We start from the raw sequence: 15,769 nt of genomic DNA, 5'->3' as shown, positions 1-15,769 counted from the left end.
TACCCCGCCCAGGTGGGCAGAACCCACACCGAACCCTACGGTTCGCATGGGACCGCTTAGCTGATCAGAGACGCTTCTGCCTCATGACCGACCCGTGGAACACCATCGACCGCCTCGCCTCCTGGATCTCCGCCCACCACACCCTCCCGCCGGAACAGGACGTCCTGCTGCGCGTCCTGAAGCTCTCGGAGGAGGTCGGCGAGGTCGCGGAGGCCGTCATCGGCGCGACGGGCCAGAACCCGCGCAAGGGCACGACCCACACCTGGCAGGACGTCGAGTCGGAGCTCTGCGACGTGATCATCACGGCGATGGTGGCGCTACGGACCCTGAACCCGGACGCCCCGGAGGTCTTCGCGGGCCACGTGAGGCGGGTGGCGGACCGCTCCCTGGACACCTGACCCACCGCCACTGTCAGTCCCGTACGACATCCTGGTGCCATGCCTCTACCCCGAGCCGCCTGCCCCGTCTGCGGCCGCACCGTCGCCCTCATGCCCACGAAGAGACTGGGCCACGGCGTGGTCGTCGACCACAAGCGCGAGCGGAAGTCCCTGATGCTGTGCGCCGGTTCGGAAACCCGCCTGCCCCTCGCCCACGCGACGGCCTGGCAGCTGGAACTGCACCCCGGCGACCCGACGACGACGGACCCGGAAGAGACCATGCCGCTCTTCTGACGGGTCTGGGGACGGCGCCGCCGGGGGGCTCCGTGAGCGGGAAGAGGCAGACGAGTCGGGCTGTACGCCGGGTTCTGTGCCCCGGGACCTCGCGGTCGTCGGGGTGACGGCCATCCATCTAGGGCCGGCGTTGCCGCCGGCCTCGTGCGGTCTACCCGCGAACTCGGGCGAGCAGCCCTCGAACGTTCGCGCAGGGACACCGAGGTGTCCCCTCTTGACCTTGCTCCGGGTGGGGTTTACCTAGCCGCCTGAGTCACCTCAGGCGCTGGTGGTCTCTTACACCACCGTTTCACCCTTACCGAGGACCGAGGTCCCCGGCGGTCTGTTTTCTGTGGCACTGTCCCGCGGGTTTCCCCGGGTGGCCGTTAGCCACCACCCTGCCCTGTGGAGCCCGGACGTTCCTCGGGAGGATCCGAGGATCCCCACGCGGCCGCCCGCCCGGCTCGTCTGCCGTGCCGCCCATGCTACCCGGCGTTTCAGCGGAAGTCGGCCGTCTCCAGGTCGAAGCCGAAGGGGTCGGGGAGGGGGAGGGGCTTGCCGAAGGGCACCATGTGCCGTTCGCGGTAGTCCCCGCCCGCGGGGTCGGTGAAGAGCGTCACCGAAGTGGCCCCCCTGTCCACAAGGAGGTAGAGCGGGATGTCGCCCCGGGCATAGCAGCGGCGCTTCGTCTCACGGTCCCTGTTCGGACGGCTCGACGTGACTTCGAGGACCATCGCGACACCTTCGCAGGGCATCCACGAGTCCGCACCCCGATAGAGGCGCAGCTCGTTCGGAGCGAAGGTGCCGTCTGGAATGACGTGGTCCTTCGGCGCGTCGGGGATCCCTTCCAACGTCAGGCCCTTGTTCCCGGAGAAGTCCACATCGATTGCTGAACGCCTGATCACCTGCTTGACGATGACGTTGATGTAGTCCTCGTGGTCCCCGTCCGGCGGCGGCGTCACGACGATCTCCCCCTCGATCAGCTCCGCTCGGAAGCCTTCCGGCGTGTCCAGCGCCAGGAAGCCCTCCAGCAGGACGTCCGCCTGCATGAGTGGTTCGTGCGGCATGGCAGTCATGTCGTGATCGTCAGACATCGAGGCACCCGCCGTCCGTGAGATCGAAGTCCTTCCCCAGATCGTGGCACATGATCAGGGCGCGGCGGCGGACGTCGCTTGACCTTGTCGCAGCGTCAGGGTTTGTACTGGGCTCATGCGAATCGGCGAGATCGCCGCCCTCGTCGGGGTCACCCCGCGGGCCGTGCGGCACTACCACCACCTCGGGCTGCTGCCCGAGCCCGTACGGCGGGCCAACGGCTACCGCGAGTACGGCATCCGGGACGCCGTCCTGCTCGCCCGGATCCGGCGCCTCGCCGAGCTCGGGCTCGGGCTCGACGAGGTCCGGGACGTGCTCGCCGACGACGAGGGCCGCGAGCTGGTCGAGGTCCTGGAGGAGCTGGACACCGACCTCGGGCGCCAGGAGACCGTGATCCGCGAGCGGCGGGCGCGCCTCGCCGAGCTGCTCGGGGAGGCCCGGGCCGGGCGGCTGACCGCCGAGGGGCCCGTCTCGCCCGAGCTGGCCGGACTGTTCGCGGGCCTCGGCGACGTCCCGGCGTCCCCGATGGCCGCCATGGACCGGGAGCTGCTCGCCCTGCTCGACACCGTCGCCCCGGACGAGGAGCGGTCGAAGCTGATCGGCGCGATGCGTTCCATGACCGAGGACCCGGCGGTCGTCGCCCGCGCCCACGACGTGTACGCGCGGCTCGACGCCCTGGCCGACGTCGACGACGTCGACGACCCGCGCGTGGCGGAGGCCGGACAGGCCCTCGCCGACTGTCTGCCGGACTCGCTGGTGGAGCAGATCGGCGAGCAGGGCGGCCTGCCGCAGGGACGGCTCACTGAGGCCTTCTTCGGCGACTTCTCCCCCGCCCAGTCCGCCGTCGTCCACCTCGCCCTCCGCCTGCTCCGGGAGCGGAACCGGTGACCGCCGTGATCCGCCTCCTGCGCGGGATCGGCTACGCGTTCCTGCCCGCCGAGGTCGTCCTGCTCGTCCTGCTCGTCTCCGGGGTGCGCGTACCCCCGGCCGCCCTCGCCGCCGCCGAGGTCGCCGGCCTTCTGGTGGCGACCGCCGGCCTCGTGACGTACGTACGGCTCCGGCGGCGCGGCCGCTCCGCCCGGCAGGCCCTCGGCGAGCTGGTGCCCGAGCCCGTGCTGCGGCTCCTGGGGCACGAGCTGCGGCTGATGGTGAGCCTCGTCCGGTGGGTGGGCCGGCGGCGCGTCGGCGTGCGCCCCGGCGACCAGGCCTTCCCGCACGCCCGCGACCAGGCCGCCCTCATCTACGGCTTCGCGTTCGTCTGCCTGGTCGAGACCGTCGGCATGTCGTACCTGCTCGCCGACTGGCCGGTCGTCCACGGGATCGTGCTCGTCCTGGACGTGTACACGGTGCTGTTCGTCCTCGGCCTGCACGCCGCCTCCGTCACCCGCCCGCACGTCCTCACCCCCGACGCGCTCCGGCTGCGGCAGGCCGCGCACGTCGACCTCCACATCCCGCTCGACCGGATCGGCGCCGTCCGGAGCGAGCTGGTCTTCTCCCACGAGAAGACCGAAGGGGAGCTGAACCTCGCCGTCGGCTCGCAGACCTCGCTCACGATCGAGCTGACCGAGCCGGTCGAAGCGCCCCGCTTCCTCGGCGCGCCCCGGCCGGTCCACACCCTCCGCTTCCACGCGGACGACGCCCGCGCGCTGCACCGGGCGCTGGCGCGGGCCGTCGCGAGCGCCTGACTCACTCCGGCACGTGCTCGAAGAGGATCTTCTCCCTGTCCGGCTCCGCCGGGTCCGCCTTCTTCAGCCTCACCTTCACCCGGCTCCCTTCCGTCAGCCGCTGCTGACTCCTCACGTTGCCCACCACGGCCGGATCCTTCAGATGCACGACACCCTTCTTCTTCGCGGGGGCCTTCGCGTCGATCACGAACCCGTCGAAGATCTGGCCGATCCGGTCCTTCAGAAGCGCCGCCTCGACGACGTCCATGCCCTCCCTGTCGGCGTCCTTGCCGCGCCCCCTCGCCATGTCGGCCGGCAGCTTCGCCAGCGCGTCCTTCACCCATGCGGGTGGCGCCTGGCCCGCGACGGCCGCCAGACAGAGCTCGCCCACATAGCGGTCGACCAGGCGGCGCAGGGGCGCGGTGCAGTGCGTGTACTCGTCGGCGATGGCGGAATGGACCACGGAGTCCGGAAGCCGGCCGTCCTCGAAGGAGATGTACGCCCCTTTGTCGAACAGGCCGGTGGCGTCCAGAAGGAAGGCGGCGTGCCGGGGATTGTTCGCCGGATCCAGTGAGCGGATGAGCTCCGCGTACGAGACATGGTGCGGCCAGTCGATCTCCAGCGCCTGCGCGGAGCGGCGGAGCTTCTCGACCCCGTCCTGAGCAGCGCTGAGGGTGCGCAGGATCCCCGTGCCCGAGGCGATCATCAGATCGGCCGCGGCCATGCCGGTGAGCAGGGAGATCTGTTCGTTCCAGCCGTCGACCGCGCGCGGGGCGCGGTAGACGAGGGTGTACGAGGTGCCGGTCTCCACGACCTCCTGTTCGGGGAGATCGAGGGAGACCCCGCCGCGTTCGACCTCCAGGGCCTCGCGGAGCGTGCCCACGGTCTTGAGCAGAGCGAGCGGTTCCTCCGCCGTGCCCTTGTCGATCAACTGCTGGGCGCCGGCGTAGTCGAGTCTGAGGCGGCTGCGGACGAGCGCTCGGCGTACGTCGACGGCGACCTGCTTGCCGTCGACGTCCAGGTCGAAACGCCAGAGCAGGGCGGGCGCGGTGTGGTCGGGCAGCAGGCTGGCGGCGCCCTCGGAGAGGACCGGTGGGTGCAGCGGGATCTTCTCGTCTGGGAAGTAGAGGGTCTCGACGCGCTGGTGGGCCTCCTTGTCGACGGCGCCGCCCGGGGCGACGAACGCCGCGACATCGGCGATGGCGTAGTGGAGGCGGTAGCCGCCGGGCCGACGGGCGAGGTGCATGGCCTGGTCGAGGTCGCGCGAGCCCGGCGGGTCGATCGTGAAGAGCGGGATGTCGGTGGCGTCGTAGTCCGGCAGCCGCGGGGACGCCGCGGCCGCCTGTGCCTCGGCGACGACGGCCGGCGGGAAGTCTGCCGGAAGGTTCATCCGGGTCCTCAGTGCGCGCAGCGCGGCCCGGAGGCCCTCGGCTGCGCCGGTCACGTGAATGTGGCGGCGGGGCATGGACCGAGCGTATGGCGGGGGACGGTACCCGGCACTTTGTAGGCTGAACGCCCTGGGGCCGCACCCCCAGCCCCTGGACGTACGAAGGAGAACCACCGTGCTCGTGCTGTTGCCGCCGTCGGAGGGTAAGGCCGCGTCGGGGCGCGGGGCGCCGCTCAAGCCGGAGTCCCTGTCGCTGCCGGGCCTGGCCGAGGCGCGGGCGGCCGTCCTGGACGAGCTGGTCGAGCTGTGCGCCGCCGACGAGGAGAAGGCGCGCGAGGTGCTCGGGCTGAGCGAGGGGCTGCGGGGCGAGATCGCCAAGAACACGGAGCTGCGGACGGCGGGGGCCCGCCCGGCCGGCGAGGTCTACACGGGCGTGCTGTACGACGCACTGGGCCTGGCCACGCTGGACGCGGCGGCCCGGAAGCGGGCGCGGGCCTCGCTCCTGGTCTTCTCGGGGCTGTGGGGCGCGGTGCGGGTGGACGACCGGATCCCGTCGTACCGCTGCTCGATGGGCGTGAAGCTGCCGGGCCTCGGCGCGCTGGTCGCGCACTGGCGGCGCGCGATGGCGGAGGTCCTCCCGGAAGCGGCCGGAAACGGCCTCGTCCTGGACCTGCGCTCCTCGGCGTACGTGTCGGCGTGGAAGCCGAAGGGCGAGGTGGCGACGCGAACGGCGACGGTACGGGTCCTGCACGCACCGACGCGGAAGGTCGTCAGCCACTTCAACAAGGCGACCAAGGGCCGGATCGTCCGCAGCCTCCTGGAGGCGGGCGCGGCCCCCCGGGACCCGGCGGAGCTGGTGGAGGCGCTGCGGGACCTGAAGTACGTGGTGGAGGAGGGGAAGGCGGGGGCTCTGGACGTGCTGGTGGACGAGATCCACTAGCGCGCCGCTCGCGAGAGCGTTGCATCGTGTGCAACGCTCGTTGCACACGATGTCGCGTACCGGCAGGATGGGGCCATGACCTCCGCGCTGCCCTCCGTTCTCGACCTCGCTCCCGTCGTCCCGGTCGTGGTGATCGAGGACGCCGCCGATGCCGTACCGCTGGCTCGTGCGCTGGTCGCGGGCGGTCTGCCCGCGATCGAGGTGACCCTGCGGACGCCCGCCGCGCTCGACGCGATCCGGGCGATCGCCGCCGAGGTCCCGGACGCCGTCGTCGGCGCCGGCACCGTCATTTCGCCGGCCGGCGTCGCGGACGCGGTCGGGGCCGGGGCCCGGTTCCTGGTCAGCCCCGGCTGGACCGAGGGCGTCCTTGACGCGATGAAGGCTTCCGGCGTCCCGTTCCTGCCGGGCGTCTCGACCACGTCCGAGGTCGTGGCCCTGCTCGAACGCGGGGTGCGCGAGATGAAGTTCTTCCCGGCCGAGGCGGCGGGCGGCGTCCCGTATCTGAAGTCGCTCTCCGGTCCGCTCCCCCAGGCCCGGTTCTGCCCGACCGGCGGCATCTCCCTGAACTCGGCCCCGTCGTACCTGTCGCTGCCCAACGTGGGCTGTGTCGGCGGTACGTGGATGCTGCCCGCCGACGCCCTCGCGGCCCGCGACTGGGCCCGGGTGGAGTCGCTTGCGCGCGAGGCGGCGGGGCTGTGAACCCGCTGACCGGCCGCCAGGAGGACGGCCGGTCGGGAGAACGGTCGTCAGGAGATGGTCAGGCCGACGTGGTCGGTCACCGGGCGGTATCCGAGCCGCCGGTACAGCGCGTTGCTCGTCGGGTTGGCCACGTCCGTGAAGAGCAGCACCTGCTCCGCCCCCGCGTCCATGGCCGCCCGGCTCACGGCCGTGGTGACGGCGCCCGCGTAACCGCGCCCGCGCAGCCCGGCCGGCGTGAACACCGGTGAGACCCGGGCCTGGCCCGCGACGACCTGCGAGACGCTCGCCATCGACACCGGTCCGGCTTCCTCGGTCTCCCAGAGGTGGAGCCGGCCGTCGGCGACGCGCGGCGCGATGTTCGGGGTGAAATCGACGTCACCGTCCTCCCCGATGTCGCGGGCGAAGTGCCTCATCCACTCCACGGCGAGGGGGATGTCGTCGACACCCGCCGTCCGGGCCCGGCCCGCCGGTGCGGGGTCGGGCGGGGTGAGCGTGCCGAGCCGGTGCAGCCGCATCCGGCGCGTCGTCGTCCAGGACCGGCCGGACCCCCGGCACAGCTCCCGCGCCAACGCCTCGGCCGGCTCCTCCTCGCCCCGTACGGACGTCACCTCCGCCGCGTCCGGCAGGACGTGCGCGAGGGCGCGGGCGGCCACGGCGGGCATCGGACCGAGGGCCGGCTCGTGGGGCAGCGTGAACAGGAAGGCGCCGGTGACCCGGCCGTCCGGCTCGGTCCACCAGCCGTACCGCGCGTCCGCGACCGGCCGTCTGCGGGCGCCCTCGCTGAGGGTGAGCAGCACCGTGTTGCGCGCGGGCTCGGCGGCGAAGTGCTCGTCGGCTGCGGCGCGGAAGGCGGCGGCGTCCTCGGTGATGTGCCACGTCATGACGACGATGGTGCTACGGAAGCGGGGGCGGGGCCACGGATTTCCGCGGCCCCGCCCCCACCTCACATCCGTCAGGTCACCTCAGGTGCGAGGTGTCGTTCAGGAGCCGTACGGAGGCGTTGCCGTCCGCGTAGTACGCCACGGCCGACAGCGAGGCCGCCGACAGCTCCATCCGGAACAGCGACTCCGGCGGGGCGCCGAGGGCCAGCCGCACCAGGGTCTTGATGGGCGTGACGTGCGTGACGAGGAGGACCGTACGGCCCGCGTACGCGGCGGTCAGCCGGTCCCGGGTCGCCGAGACGCGGCGGGCGACCGTCGCGAAGCTCTCGCCGCCGCCGGTCGGGGCGGCCTTGGGCGAGGCGAGCCAGGCGTCGAGGTCCTCGGCGTACCGCTCGCGTACCTCGGCGAAGGTCAGTCCCTCCCAGGCCCCGAAGTCGGTCTCGCGCAGCCCGTCCTCGATCCGTACGTCGAGCCCGAGGCGGGCGGCGACGGCCTCGGCGGTCTGGCGGCACCGCTTGAGCGGGGAGCTGACGATCTCCTGGATCGTACCGCGCGCGGCGAGCGCGGCGGCGACGGCGTCGGCCTGGCGCAGCCCGGCGGCGGACAGCACGGGGTCGGTGCCCCCGCTCCCGGAGAACCGCTTCTCGGGCGTGAGCGCGGTCTCCCCGTGCCTCAGCAGCACGAACGTGGCCGGTGCCCCCATGTCGGCGGCCCCCCAGCCCGGGACGGCGGTGCCGGTGGCGGACGGGTGCGTGCCCGCCTCCGCCTCGAAGTCGCCGCTCGCCGCGGACTCCTGCTCGGCGGTCGCGGCCGCGGCCAGCGAGGCACGGGCCTGCGCCGCGACGGTCTCGTCGGCGGGGAAGAGCCCGCCGTCGGAGGGGCCGCCACCGGAGCCCGTACGCGTACCGGACCCGGCGGAGGCACCCGCGCCGGAGCCCGCCCCCGCCAGCGCGGCCCGCGCGCGGGCCGCGCCCGCCGTGGCGTCGCCTGGCGGGCCGGCGGGGGCCTCGGACGGCGCCGCCGACGCGTAGCGCGCCGCCGACGTGTCCAGGGCCGCCGTGGAGGCCGACGGCTCCCACTGCTTGCCCCGCTTGCCCGCGTCCATCGCCTCGTTGGCGAGCCGGTCCGCGTGCTTGTTCTGCTCGCGCGGGATCCACTCGTAGCGGACCTGGCTCGCCGGGAGGACCCGGGCCGCCTCCGCCGCCAGCGGCTTCATGTCCGGGTGCTTGATCTTCCAGCGGCCGGACATCTGCTCGACGACCAGCTTGGAGTCCATCCGGACGTGCACGCGGGCGTCGGGGAACAGCTCGCGCACCGCCTTCAGCCCGGCCACCAGGCCCTTGTACTCGGCCACGTTGTTCGTCGCGACGCCGATGTACTCGGCGCGCTCGGCGAGCGTCTCGCCGGTGACCGGATCCAGGACCACCGCCCCGTAACCGGCGGGTCCCGGGTTTCCCCGGGAGCCTCCGTCGGCCTCGACGACGACTTCCCTGACCGCTCCGCTCGCCGCAGTCATTACAGGCCGGACTCCGACGTACGGACCAGGATCCGGCGGCAGTTCTCGCACCGCAGCACCGCGTCCGCGGCGGCCGCCCGGACGTCGTTCAACTCGGTGATGTTGAGCTCGATGTGGCAGCCCTCGCACTTGCGCTGGAACAGCCGGGCCGCGCCGACGCCGCCCTGCTGCTCGCGCAGCTTCTCGTAGAGCTTCAGCAGGTCCGCGGGGACGGAACCGGCCACGAGCTCGCGCTCCTTGCCGACCTTGGCCGCCTCGGAGTCCAGCTCGGCCTGTGCCGTGTCGCGGCGGGCGGTCGCGTCGTCGGCCTTGGCCTGGACGGAGGAGGACCGCTCGGTCAGCTCCGCGACCCGCTCGGCGGCGGACTCACGGCGCTCCATGACCTCCAGGACGATGTCCTCCAGGTCACCCTGGCGCTTGGCGAGCGAGGTGATCTCGCGCTGCAGGCTCTCCAGGTCCTTCGGGGAGGAGACGGCGCCCGAGTCAAGACGCTGCTGGTCCCGTACGGCGCGCTGGCGCACCTGGTCGACGTCCTGCTCGGCCTTGGTCTGCTCGCGGGCGCAGTCGCTCTCCTCGGTCTGCGCGGCGACGAGCAGGTCGCGCAGCTGCGTGAGGTCCTTGTTCAGCGACTCGATCTCGGCGTGCTCGGGCAGGGACTTGCGCTTGTGGGCGAGCTGCTGGAGACGGACGTCCAGGGACTGGACGTCGAGGAGTCGGATCTGGTCGGCGGGCGCGGCGTTCAGTTGGGGGCTCCAGGGGAGGTGTGGTGGGAGGACCAGGGGTCGGTGACCGTCTTCGAGACGTGGACGCGCAGGTCCCAGCCGTGGCGGTCGGAAATCTCGTCGAGCTGGGCGGCGGCCTGCTCGCACCAGGGCCATTCGGTGGCCCAGTGGGCGGCGTCGACCAGACCGATCGGTGCGTGCTGGGTGGCCTCGGAGACCGGGTGGTGGCGCAGGTCGGCGGTGAGGAAGGCATCCACGCCCGCGGCCCGAACGGCGTCGAAGAGGCTGTCGCCGGAGCCTCCGCTGACCGCGACCCGGCGGACCGTCATCCCCGGGTCACCGGCGACCCGGATGCCCTGCGCGGTGGACGGCAGCCGCTTCGCGGCGCGGGCGGCGAACTCGGCCAGGGTCTCGGGGTGGTCCAGCTCGCAGATCCGGCCGAGGTTGTTCTCGGGGACCAGCGGGCCGGTGATCCGCAGGTCGAGGGCGCCGGCGAGGGCGTCGGAGACACCGGGGTCGGCGGTGTCGGCGTTGGTGTGCGCGACGTGCAGGGCGATGTCGTGCTTGATCAGCGTGTGCACGACGCGGCCCTTGAAGTGGGAGGCCGCGACCGTCGTCGTACCGCGCAGATAGAGCGGGTGGTGGGTGACGATCAGGTCGGCGCCGAGCGCGAGGGCCTCGTCGGCGATCTCCTGGACGGGGTCGACCGCGAAGAGGACGCGGCCGATCTCGGCGTCGGGGTCGCCGCAGACCGTGCCGACGGCGTCCCACTGCTCGGCACGCTCGGGCGGCCAGAGAGCGTCGAGCGCGGCGATGACTTCAGACAGACGGGGCACGAGGGAAAGGCTACCTGGCCCCCGTGCCCCGCCGTCCTGCCTGTGGACAACCGCGGAGAACCCCGTTCCGCTACTTCTCGACGAGGTCGTCTACTTCTTGACGAGGTCGTTTACTTCTTGACGAGGTCGGCGCGCAGGTCGTCGAGGACGGCGTCGGCCGCGGTCACGCCGAGGCCCAGGTACCAGGTCTCGTCCGGGACGTCCTTGGCCTGGCCGGCCTTGACGGCCTTGAGGTTCTTCCACAGCGGGTTGGCCTGGGCGGTGTCGCGCTTGGTGGCCTTCGGGTCGCCGTAGACGCCGGTGAAGATCCAGTCGGCGTCGGCCTGGTCGATCTTCTCGGGGCTGATCTCGGCGGCGAGGTCGTCGATCTGCTGGTTCTTGGGCCGGGGCAGGCCGGTGTCCTGGAGGATCGTGCCGATGAAGGACGCCTTGGCGTAGAGGCGGATCTTGCCCGGGAGGTAGCGGACCATGGAGATGGAAGGCTTGTCGGGCCCGATGTCGGTACCGAGCTGCTTGGCCTTGGTCTCGTACGCGGCGAGCTTCGACTTCGCGTCGGCGGTCCTGTCCAGGGCCGCGGCGTTGAGGAGGTAGTTCTCCTTCCAGGTGAACCCGGGGCGGATGGAGAACACGGTGGGGGCGATCTTCGAGAGCTCGTCGTACTTGTCCGCGGCGCGCAGCTGGCTGCCGAGGATCAGGTCGGGCTCCAGGTTGGCGATCGCCTCAAGGTTGAGGTTGTTGATCGTGCCGACGGACTTGGGGGCGCCCGCGTCGTTCTTCAGATACGTGGGGATGCCATCGTCCCCCTCGGCCGGGGCGTAGCCGACAGGCTTGATGCCGAGCGAGACGACGTTGTCGAGCTCGCCGACGTCGAGCACGACGACCCGCTTCGGGGCGGCGGGGAGCTCCGTCTTGCCGAGCGCGTGGGTGAGGGTGCGCGGGAACTGGCCGGGCTTGGCGTCCGTGCCCATCGCCGCGGTCTTGGCCGCCGCGTCGCCGAAGTCCTTGCCGCCCGTGGCGACGTCCTTCTTGGCGGCGCCGCCCTTCTTCTCCGAGGTGGCGGGCTTCTCGTCGGCGGCGCCACCGCAGGCCGCGAGGGAGAGCGCGGCGGCGAGGGCGACGGCAGCGGCGGTGCCGCGGCGGCGGAGGGACATGGGGACTACTCCTGTACGGGTACGAGGACGGCGGCGCCGAAGCGGGGCGCGAACCGGTCGCGGGCGAGGCCCCCACCCGGATTCTCAGGCTCCACTTAGGATCGCCTTACCTTACGCACCACTCATCTCTCCAGCACACCCGGCCCCCTCCCCTCAGCAGAATCGATTCACGGCCACCCTTATGTGTGAAGTGACCGGTCTCGTGTTGTTCGGCAGGAAGTGCGAAAACTAGCTTCGGTGGCCGGAGGTGACGAGTCGATGACAGCCTGTGCCATCGAGACAACGACGGACGGCGGCGGAGCGGTGCGGCCGGCGCGGCTCACGATCACGGCGAACGGCGCGTACGCGGCGCGGCTCACCGGCACGGGGGACGCCCTGTACGCGGAGCGGTGGACGCTGGACGGCCCGGAGCCGTACGCGGTACCGCTCCCGCTCGACCAGCCCGAGGAGGCCCACGCCCAGCTGCTGCCACTGGCGGACGGGCGGGTGCTGATCGGCCGCCGGGTGGACGGTCTGCGGCACACGTTCTCCCTGCTGTACCCGACGGGCCCGGGGACGGGCCAACTCCCCCTGGGCGCGGTGGAGGCCGCGGAGCTGACCCTCCTGCCACCGTCGCCGGACGGCATCTGCGGCTATGCGATGTGCGTCGGGGCGGACACGACGACGATCTGGCTGGTGGCCGGCGGGGCGTTCGGCCCCGAGCAGGTCGCGGAGGTCAAGGGCCGCTGCACGGGCGGCGTCTGGCTGGACCGTACGGGCCGGATGCTGGCCCTCGACCGGTGCCTGGACGGCGGCCCGGTGAAGGCGGTGGCGGTCGACCTGGAGCGGGGCGGCGAGGTGACGCCGCTGCTCCAGATCACGGCGGAGAGCGACGACCGGCTGCTGTTGGCGGACCCGGACAGCGGGCTGCTGCTGATCGGCTCCGACGCGCCGTCACCGGGGCACGAGCGGTTGGGGTGGGGCGTGCTGGGCAGTCTGCTGCCGATCCGGTTCCCGGACTGCCTGCGGCTCGACGACGTGGCGGTGACGCCGTTCGCCGTACAGCCGGGGCAGGTGCTGCTTCCGGAGACCTGCTCGGTCGCGCTGCGGATCGACGCGGCGGGCGGGAGCTGGGTCGGGATGTGGCAGCCGGCCGGCCGCCGTACGCACCAACTGGCCGCGCCGGCGGGGTGGCTGGCCGGGGCGGGCGTCTGGACGCAGGAGGGCGTGCTGCGGCTTCCGTACGCGACGCAGGACACGCCCTGCGGGCTGGCCGGCCTGACGGTCCCGCCGGAGCCGGTCGCGGTAGAGGTCACGATCGCCCCGCCCGAGCAGCGGGTCTGCCGCCCGGTCCCGCTCCAGCAGGCACCCCTCGCCGACCGCAAGGCCGCTGGTTAGAATCTCGGCCGCACGACAACAGCGATCAATACGGGGTGAGTTCCACCATGTCGGAAGCGCGTACGGACGGGACGGAGTCGGAGGGCTCCGGAAAGCACCGCGGCAACTCGGCGCCGTCGGAGGACTCCACAACCTCCCCCCACGGCCGCCACCGCCGCGACGCGGAGCGGTAGGCGAGATCCCGCCGAGCGACGACACGGCCCCGGGGGTACCCCCGGGGCCGTTCTGCGCTGCACGACGACTCCCCCGGTTCCGCTGGCGGCACGAAGCTGCCGCACCGGAGGCCGGGGGCAGCGGCACAAACCGGCCGCACCCCGGGGGGCCAGGGCCCGTCCACCCGGCGCACTGCCGCGGCGCGAAGCCGCCGCACCCCGGGGCCCCGAGGGGGCAGCGCCCCCAGTCACGCCCGACCACCCGCACCCCCACCCCTCGCGACGCGAACCCGCCGCACCCCGGGGCCCGGGTGCAGCGCCCCCACTCTCGTCCGACCAACCCCCGCACCCCCGCCCTTCGCGGCGCGAAACTGCCACACCCCGGGGGGCCCAGGGGCAGCGCCCTCGCTCTCGTCCGTCCAGCCCCGCCCCCACCCGCCCTTCGCAGCGCGAAACTGCCGCACCCCGGGGGGCCCGGGTGCAGCGCCCTCGGTCTCGCTCCGTCCAGCCCCGCACCCCGCGCGCCCTCGCGACGCGAAGCCGCCGCGCCCCGGGGGCCAGGGACAGCCCCCCGGTCTCGTCAGAGTTCGGGGAGGGGCGGGGTGGGGGAAATTCCGCCCCGTCCCACCTAGCTCCGCTTCAGGCCCAGAACCTCCGCCGCCGCGAACGTCTCCCCCGCCGGCCGCCCCGCGTAGTGCGGGGACAAGAGCGCGTCCAGTTCCTCGTACGTGAACGCGTCCTTCGTCGTGTCGAACTTCGCCGCGACCCTCGGCCGCTCCACGATCGCGACCATCCCCCCGTGCACCACCAGCAGCTGGCCGTTCACGTCCGCCGCCGCAGGGGACGCCAGGTAGCCCACCACCGGCGCCACGTGCTCCGGCGCCAGCGCGTCCAACTCCCCCGCCCCCGGCTCCGCGAACCCCGCGAACACGTCCTCCGTCATCCGGGTCCGCGCCCGCGGGCAGATCGCGTTCGCCGTCACGCCGTACTTCGCAAGGGCCAGCGCCGTAGACGTCGTAAGGCCCACGATCCCGCCCTTGGCCGCCGCGTAGTTCGGCTGCCCCGCCGAGCCCGCCAGGAACGCCTCCGACGAGGTGTTGACGATCCGGCCGTACACTCCGGACTCCCCCGCCTTCGCCCGCCCCCGCCAGTGCACCGCCGCGAAGTGCGTCGTGTTGAAGTGGCCCTTCAGATGGACCCGTATCACCGAGTCCCACTCCTCCTCGCTCATCGAGAAGACCATCCGGTCCCGCAGGATCCCCGCGTTGTTGACCAGGATGTCCAGCTTCCCGAACTCGCCCACCGCCAGGTCAACAAGCCCCCGGGCGGTCTCAAAGTCGGCGACGTCGCCCAGGTGCGCGACCGCCCGCCCGCCCGCCGCGTGGATCTCCTCCGCGACCTCCTCCGCAGGCGCGGAAGACGCCTCACCCGAACCGTCCCGCCCCGGCTGCCCGTAGTCGTTGACGACCACGGCCGCGCCGAGCCGGGCGAGTTCCAGCGCCTCGGCCCGGCCCAGGCCCCGGCCCGCGCCGGTGACGATCGCCGAAAGCCCCTCAAGAGGGAGTGACATCGATTCGCGTCCTCTCAATTCCCCACTCAGATCCCGACTCAGATCTCGATGCACGTACGCAGCGCCACACCCGTACGCATCTGCTCCAGCGCCTCGTTGATCCCCGCCAGCGGCACCCGGTGCGTGATCAGCGACTCCAGGTCGATCCGCCCCGCCCGCCAGAGCGCGATGGCCCGCTCGTACGAGCGCATGACGTCACCACCCCCGTACATCGACGGCAGGATCCTCTTCTCGTCGAAGAACAGCTCGAACATGTTGAGCTGCAGGAAGTCGTCGAGCGCCCCCGCGCCGACGACGCAGAGCGTGCCGCCGCGCCGGGTCGTCTCGTACGCGGTACGGGCGGTGGCGGACTTGCCGACGACTTCGAAGACGTAGTCGAAGCCCTCGCCCGCGGTGACGCGCTGCTTGGCGTCGGCGAGGCCGTCGGGCGCGACGGCCTCGGTCGCGCCGAAGCGCAGGGCGGCCTCGCGCCGCGACTCGACCGGGTCGACGGCGACGATCTGCGCGGCGCCCTGGAGCTTGGCGCCCTGGATCGCGGAGATGCCGACGCCGCCGCAGCCGATGACGGCGACCGAGGAACCGGCCTCCACCTTCGCCGTGTTGATCGCCGCGCCGAGCCCGGTGGTCACGCCGCAGCCGATGAGCGCGGCGATGTCGAAGGGCACGTCGTCGGGGATCGGGACGGCGCAGCCCGCGTCGACGACGACCTCCTCGGTGAACGTACCCGTCCCCGCGAAGCCGAAGACCTCCCCGCCGGGCCTACGGAAGTTGGGCGTACCGGCGTTCATGAATCCGGCCAGGCAGAGCTGGGTCTGGCCGCGCTTGCAGGCGGGACAGACTCCGCACGCGGGCAGCCAGCAGAGCAGCACCCGCTGGCCCTGGCTCAGCCCGGTGACACCGTCGCCGACGTCGATGATCTCGCCCGCGCCCTCGTGGCCGGGGATGAAGGGGGCGGGCTGGGGCAGCACGCCGCTCATCGCGGAGACGTCGGAGTGGCACAGTCCGGTCGCCCTGACCCGGATCTTCACCTTGCCAGGGCCGAATCCCACGGCCTCGACGTCGTCGAGGACTTCGAGCTTCTCCTGGCCGATCTCGTGCAGTACGGCTGCGCGCATGGTGCGGCTCCCTCCGG

General features: G+C 72.6%; 16 protein-coding genes and 1 other RNA gene. 7 read left to right on the top strand and 10 right to left on the bottom strand.

Features of this window, described 5'->3' with window-relative positions:
- The first annotated feature begins 83 nt into the window (after positions 1 to 83).
- Entirely contained in the window at positions 84 to 398 is a 315-nt protein-coding gene (locus Q5762_RS33370) for a MazG-like family protein (RefSeq protein ID WP_315896039.1), read from the top strand.
- A gap of 90 nt (positions 399 to 488) precedes the next feature.
- Positions 489 to 671 (top strand): hypothetical protein, encoded by a 183-nt coding sequence (locus Q5762_RS33365; RefSeq protein ID WP_315896038.1) that lies wholly within the window; start codon positions 489 to 491, stop codon positions 669 to 671.
- A 47-nt stretch (positions 672 to 718) separates the two neighbouring features.
- Here Q5762_RS33365 and rnpB read toward each other — a convergent pair.
- Both rnpB and Q5762_RS33355 read right to left on the bottom strand, forming a co-directional pair.
- Positions 719 to 1,117, bottom strand: an RNA gene (rnpB, locus tag Q5762_RS33360) — RNase P RNA component class A.
- Positions 1,118 to 1,147: 30 nt separating this feature from the next.
- Positions 1,148 to 1,717, bottom strand: coding sequence for a Uma2 family endonuclease (locus Q5762_RS33355; protein ID WP_315896042.1), 570 nt, complete (start codon positions 1,715 to 1,717; stop codon positions 1,148 to 1,150).
- A 142-nt stretch (positions 1,718 to 1,859) separates the two neighbouring features.
- Between Q5762_RS33355 and Q5762_RS33350 the strand changes: the two genes are divergently transcribed.
- Positions 1,860 to 2,630, top strand: a complete 771-nt coding sequence (locus Q5762_RS33350) for a MerR family transcriptional regulator (protein ID WP_315896037.1) — start codon at positions 1,860 to 1,862, stop codon at positions 2,628 to 2,630.
- The gene (locus Q5762_RS33345) at positions 2,627 to 3,427 is read left to right on the top strand and encodes a hypothetical protein (protein ID WP_315896036.1); all 801 of its coding nucleotides are present in this window, start codon (positions 2,627 to 2,629) and stop codon (positions 3,425 to 3,427) included. Before Q5762_RS33350 ends, Q5762_RS33345 begins: the two co-directional genes overlap by 4 nt.
- A 1-nt stretch (position 3,428) precedes the next feature.
- Here the strand turns inward: Q5762_RS33345 and Q5762_RS33340 are convergent, their stop codons facing one another.
- Positions 3,429 to 4,871: an RNB domain-containing ribonuclease gene (locus Q5762_RS33340; RefSeq protein WP_315896035.1), complete on the bottom strand. Its 1,443-nt coding sequence runs from the start codon at positions 4,869 to 4,871 to the stop codon at positions 3,429 to 3,431.
- Positions 4,872 to 4,968: 97 nt separating this feature from the next.
- Here Q5762_RS33340 and yaaA point away from each other — a divergent pair, with 97 nt between their 5' ends.
- Together yaaA and Q5762_RS33330 are read left to right on the top strand one after the other, a co-directional pair.
- Positions 4,969 to 5,733: a peroxide stress protein YaaA gene (gene yaaA, locus Q5762_RS33335; protein WP_315896034.1), complete on the top strand. Its 765-nt coding sequence runs from the start codon at positions 4,969 to 4,971 to the stop codon at positions 5,731 to 5,733.
- A gap of 75 nt (positions 5,734 to 5,808) precedes the next feature.
- Complete coding sequence (locus tag Q5762_RS33330) at positions 5,809 to 6,432, top strand: bifunctional 4-hydroxy-2-oxoglutarate aldolase/2-dehydro-3-deoxy-phosphogluconate aldolase (protein WP_315896033.1); 624 nt, start codon at positions 5,809 to 5,811, stop codon at positions 6,430 to 6,432.
- Positions 6,433 to 6,479: 47 nt separating this feature from the next.
- Here Q5762_RS33330 and Q5762_RS33325 read toward each other — a convergent pair whose 3' ends face one another.
- The 5 genes from Q5762_RS33325 to Q5762_RS33305 all read right to left on the bottom strand — a co-directional run bounded on the left by Q5762_RS33325 (position 6,480) and on the right by Q5762_RS33305 (position 11,538).
- On the bottom strand, positions 6,480 to 7,313 hold the full coding sequence (locus Q5762_RS33325; protein WP_315896032.1) for a GNAT family N-acetyltransferase: 834 nt from the start codon (positions 7,311 to 7,313) through the stop codon (positions 6,480 to 6,482).
- A 76-nt stretch (positions 7,314 to 7,389) separates the two neighbouring features.
- The gene (locus Q5762_RS33320) at positions 7,390 to 8,829 is read right to left on the bottom strand and encodes a bifunctional RNase H/acid phosphatase (protein WP_315896031.1); all 1,440 of its coding nucleotides are present in this window, start codon (positions 8,827 to 8,829) and stop codon (positions 7,390 to 7,392) included.
- Positions 8,829 to 9,572, bottom strand: coding sequence for a C4-type zinc ribbon domain-containing protein (locus Q5762_RS33315; protein ID WP_315896041.1), 744 nt, complete (start codon positions 9,570 to 9,572; stop codon positions 8,829 to 8,831). Before Q5762_RS33315 ends, Q5762_RS33320 begins: the two co-directional genes overlap by 1 nt.
- Positions 9,569 to 10,387: a Nif3-like dinuclear metal center hexameric protein gene (locus tag Q5762_RS33310; RefSeq protein WP_315896030.1), complete on the bottom strand. Its 819-nt coding sequence runs from the start codon at positions 10,385 to 10,387 to the stop codon at positions 9,569 to 9,571. Before Q5762_RS33310 ends, Q5762_RS33315 begins: the two co-directional genes overlap by 4 nt.
- A 110-nt stretch (positions 10,388 to 10,497) precedes the next feature.
- Positions 10,498 to 11,538, bottom strand: coding sequence for an iron-siderophore ABC transporter substrate-binding protein (locus tag Q5762_RS33305; RefSeq protein WP_315896029.1), 1,041 nt, complete (start codon positions 11,536 to 11,538; stop codon positions 10,498 to 10,500).
- A gap of 258 nt (positions 11,539 to 11,796) precedes the next feature.
- Here Q5762_RS33305 and Q5762_RS33300 point away from each other — a divergent pair, with 258 nt between their 5' ends.
- Entirely contained in the window at positions 11,797 to 12,915 is a 1,119-nt protein-coding gene (locus Q5762_RS33300; RefSeq protein WP_315896028.1) for a hypothetical protein, read from the top strand.
- 780 nt (positions 12,916 to 13,695) lie between these two features.
- Here Q5762_RS33300 and Q5762_RS33295 read toward each other — a convergent pair.
- Together Q5762_RS33295 and Q5762_RS33290 are read right to left on the bottom strand one after the other, a co-directional pair.
- Positions 13,696 to 14,637: a 3-oxoacyl-ACP reductase gene (locus Q5762_RS33295; RefSeq protein ID WP_315896027.1), complete on the bottom strand. Its 942-nt coding sequence runs from the start codon at positions 14,635 to 14,637 to the stop codon at positions 13,696 to 13,698.
- A 38-nt stretch (positions 14,638 to 14,675) separates the two neighbouring features.
- The gene (locus tag Q5762_RS33290; RefSeq protein WP_315896026.1) at positions 14,676 to 15,752 is read right to left on the bottom strand and encodes a Zn-dependent alcohol dehydrogenase; all 1,077 of its coding nucleotides are present in this window, start codon (positions 15,750 to 15,752) and stop codon (positions 14,676 to 14,678) included.
- Positions 15,753 to 15,769: the final 17 nt, after the last annotated feature.

This window comes from Streptomyces sp. P9(2023) (genome assembly GCF_032436795.1).
GTDB lineage: Bacteria > Actinomycetota > Actinomycetes > Streptomycetales > Streptomycetaceae > Streptomyces.
Note: the sequence above shows the minus strand (reverse complement) of the source record. Positions and strands in the feature narration are given on the sequence as shown.

Coding starts and splice junctions, on each gene's coding strand:
- Q5762_RS33370 (WP_315896039.1), top strand. CDS start 84: ATGACCGACCCGTGGAACACCATCGACCGCCTCGCCTCCTGGATCTCC.
- Q5762_RS33365 (WP_315896038.1), top strand. CDS start 489: ATGCCCACGAAGAGACTGGGCCACGGCGTGGTCGTCGACCACAAGCGC.
- Q5762_RS33355 (WP_315896042.1), bottom strand. CDS start 1,717: ATGCCGCACGAACCACTCATGCAGGCGGACGTCCTGCTGGAGGGCTTC.
- Q5762_RS33350 (WP_315896037.1), top strand. CDS start 1,860: ATGCGAATCGGCGAGATCGCCGCCCTCGTCGGGGTCACCCCGCGGGCC.
- Q5762_RS33340 (WP_315896035.1), bottom strand. CDS start 4,871: ATGCCCCGCCGCCACATTCACGTGACCGGCGCAGCCGAGGGCCTCCGG.
- Q5762_RS33330 (WP_315896033.1), top strand. CDS start 5,809: ATGACCTCCGCGCTGCCCTCCGTTCTCGACCTCGCTCCCGTCGTCCCG.
- Q5762_RS33325 (WP_315896032.1), bottom strand. CDS start 7,313: ATGACGTGGCACATCACCGAGGACGCCGCCGCCTTCCGCGCCGCAGCC.
- Q5762_RS33320 (WP_315896031.1), bottom strand. CDS start 8,829: ATGACTGCGGCGAGCGGAGCGGTCAGGGAAGTCGTCGTCGAGGCCGAC.
- Q5762_RS33305 (WP_315896029.1), bottom strand. CDS start 11,538: ATGTCCCTCCGCCGCCGCGGCACCGCCGCTGCCGTCGCCCTCGCCGCC.
- Q5762_RS33300 (WP_315896028.1), top strand. CDS start 11,797: ATGACAGCCTGTGCCATCGAGACAACGACGGACGGCGGCGGAGCGGTG.
- Q5762_RS33295 (WP_315896027.1), bottom strand. CDS start 14,637: ATGTCACTCCCTCTTGAGGGGCTTTCGGCGATCGTCACCGGCGCGGGC.
- Q5762_RS33290 (WP_315896026.1), bottom strand. CDS start 15,752: ATGCGCGCAGCCGTACTGCACGAGATCGGCCAGGAGAAGCTCGAAGTC.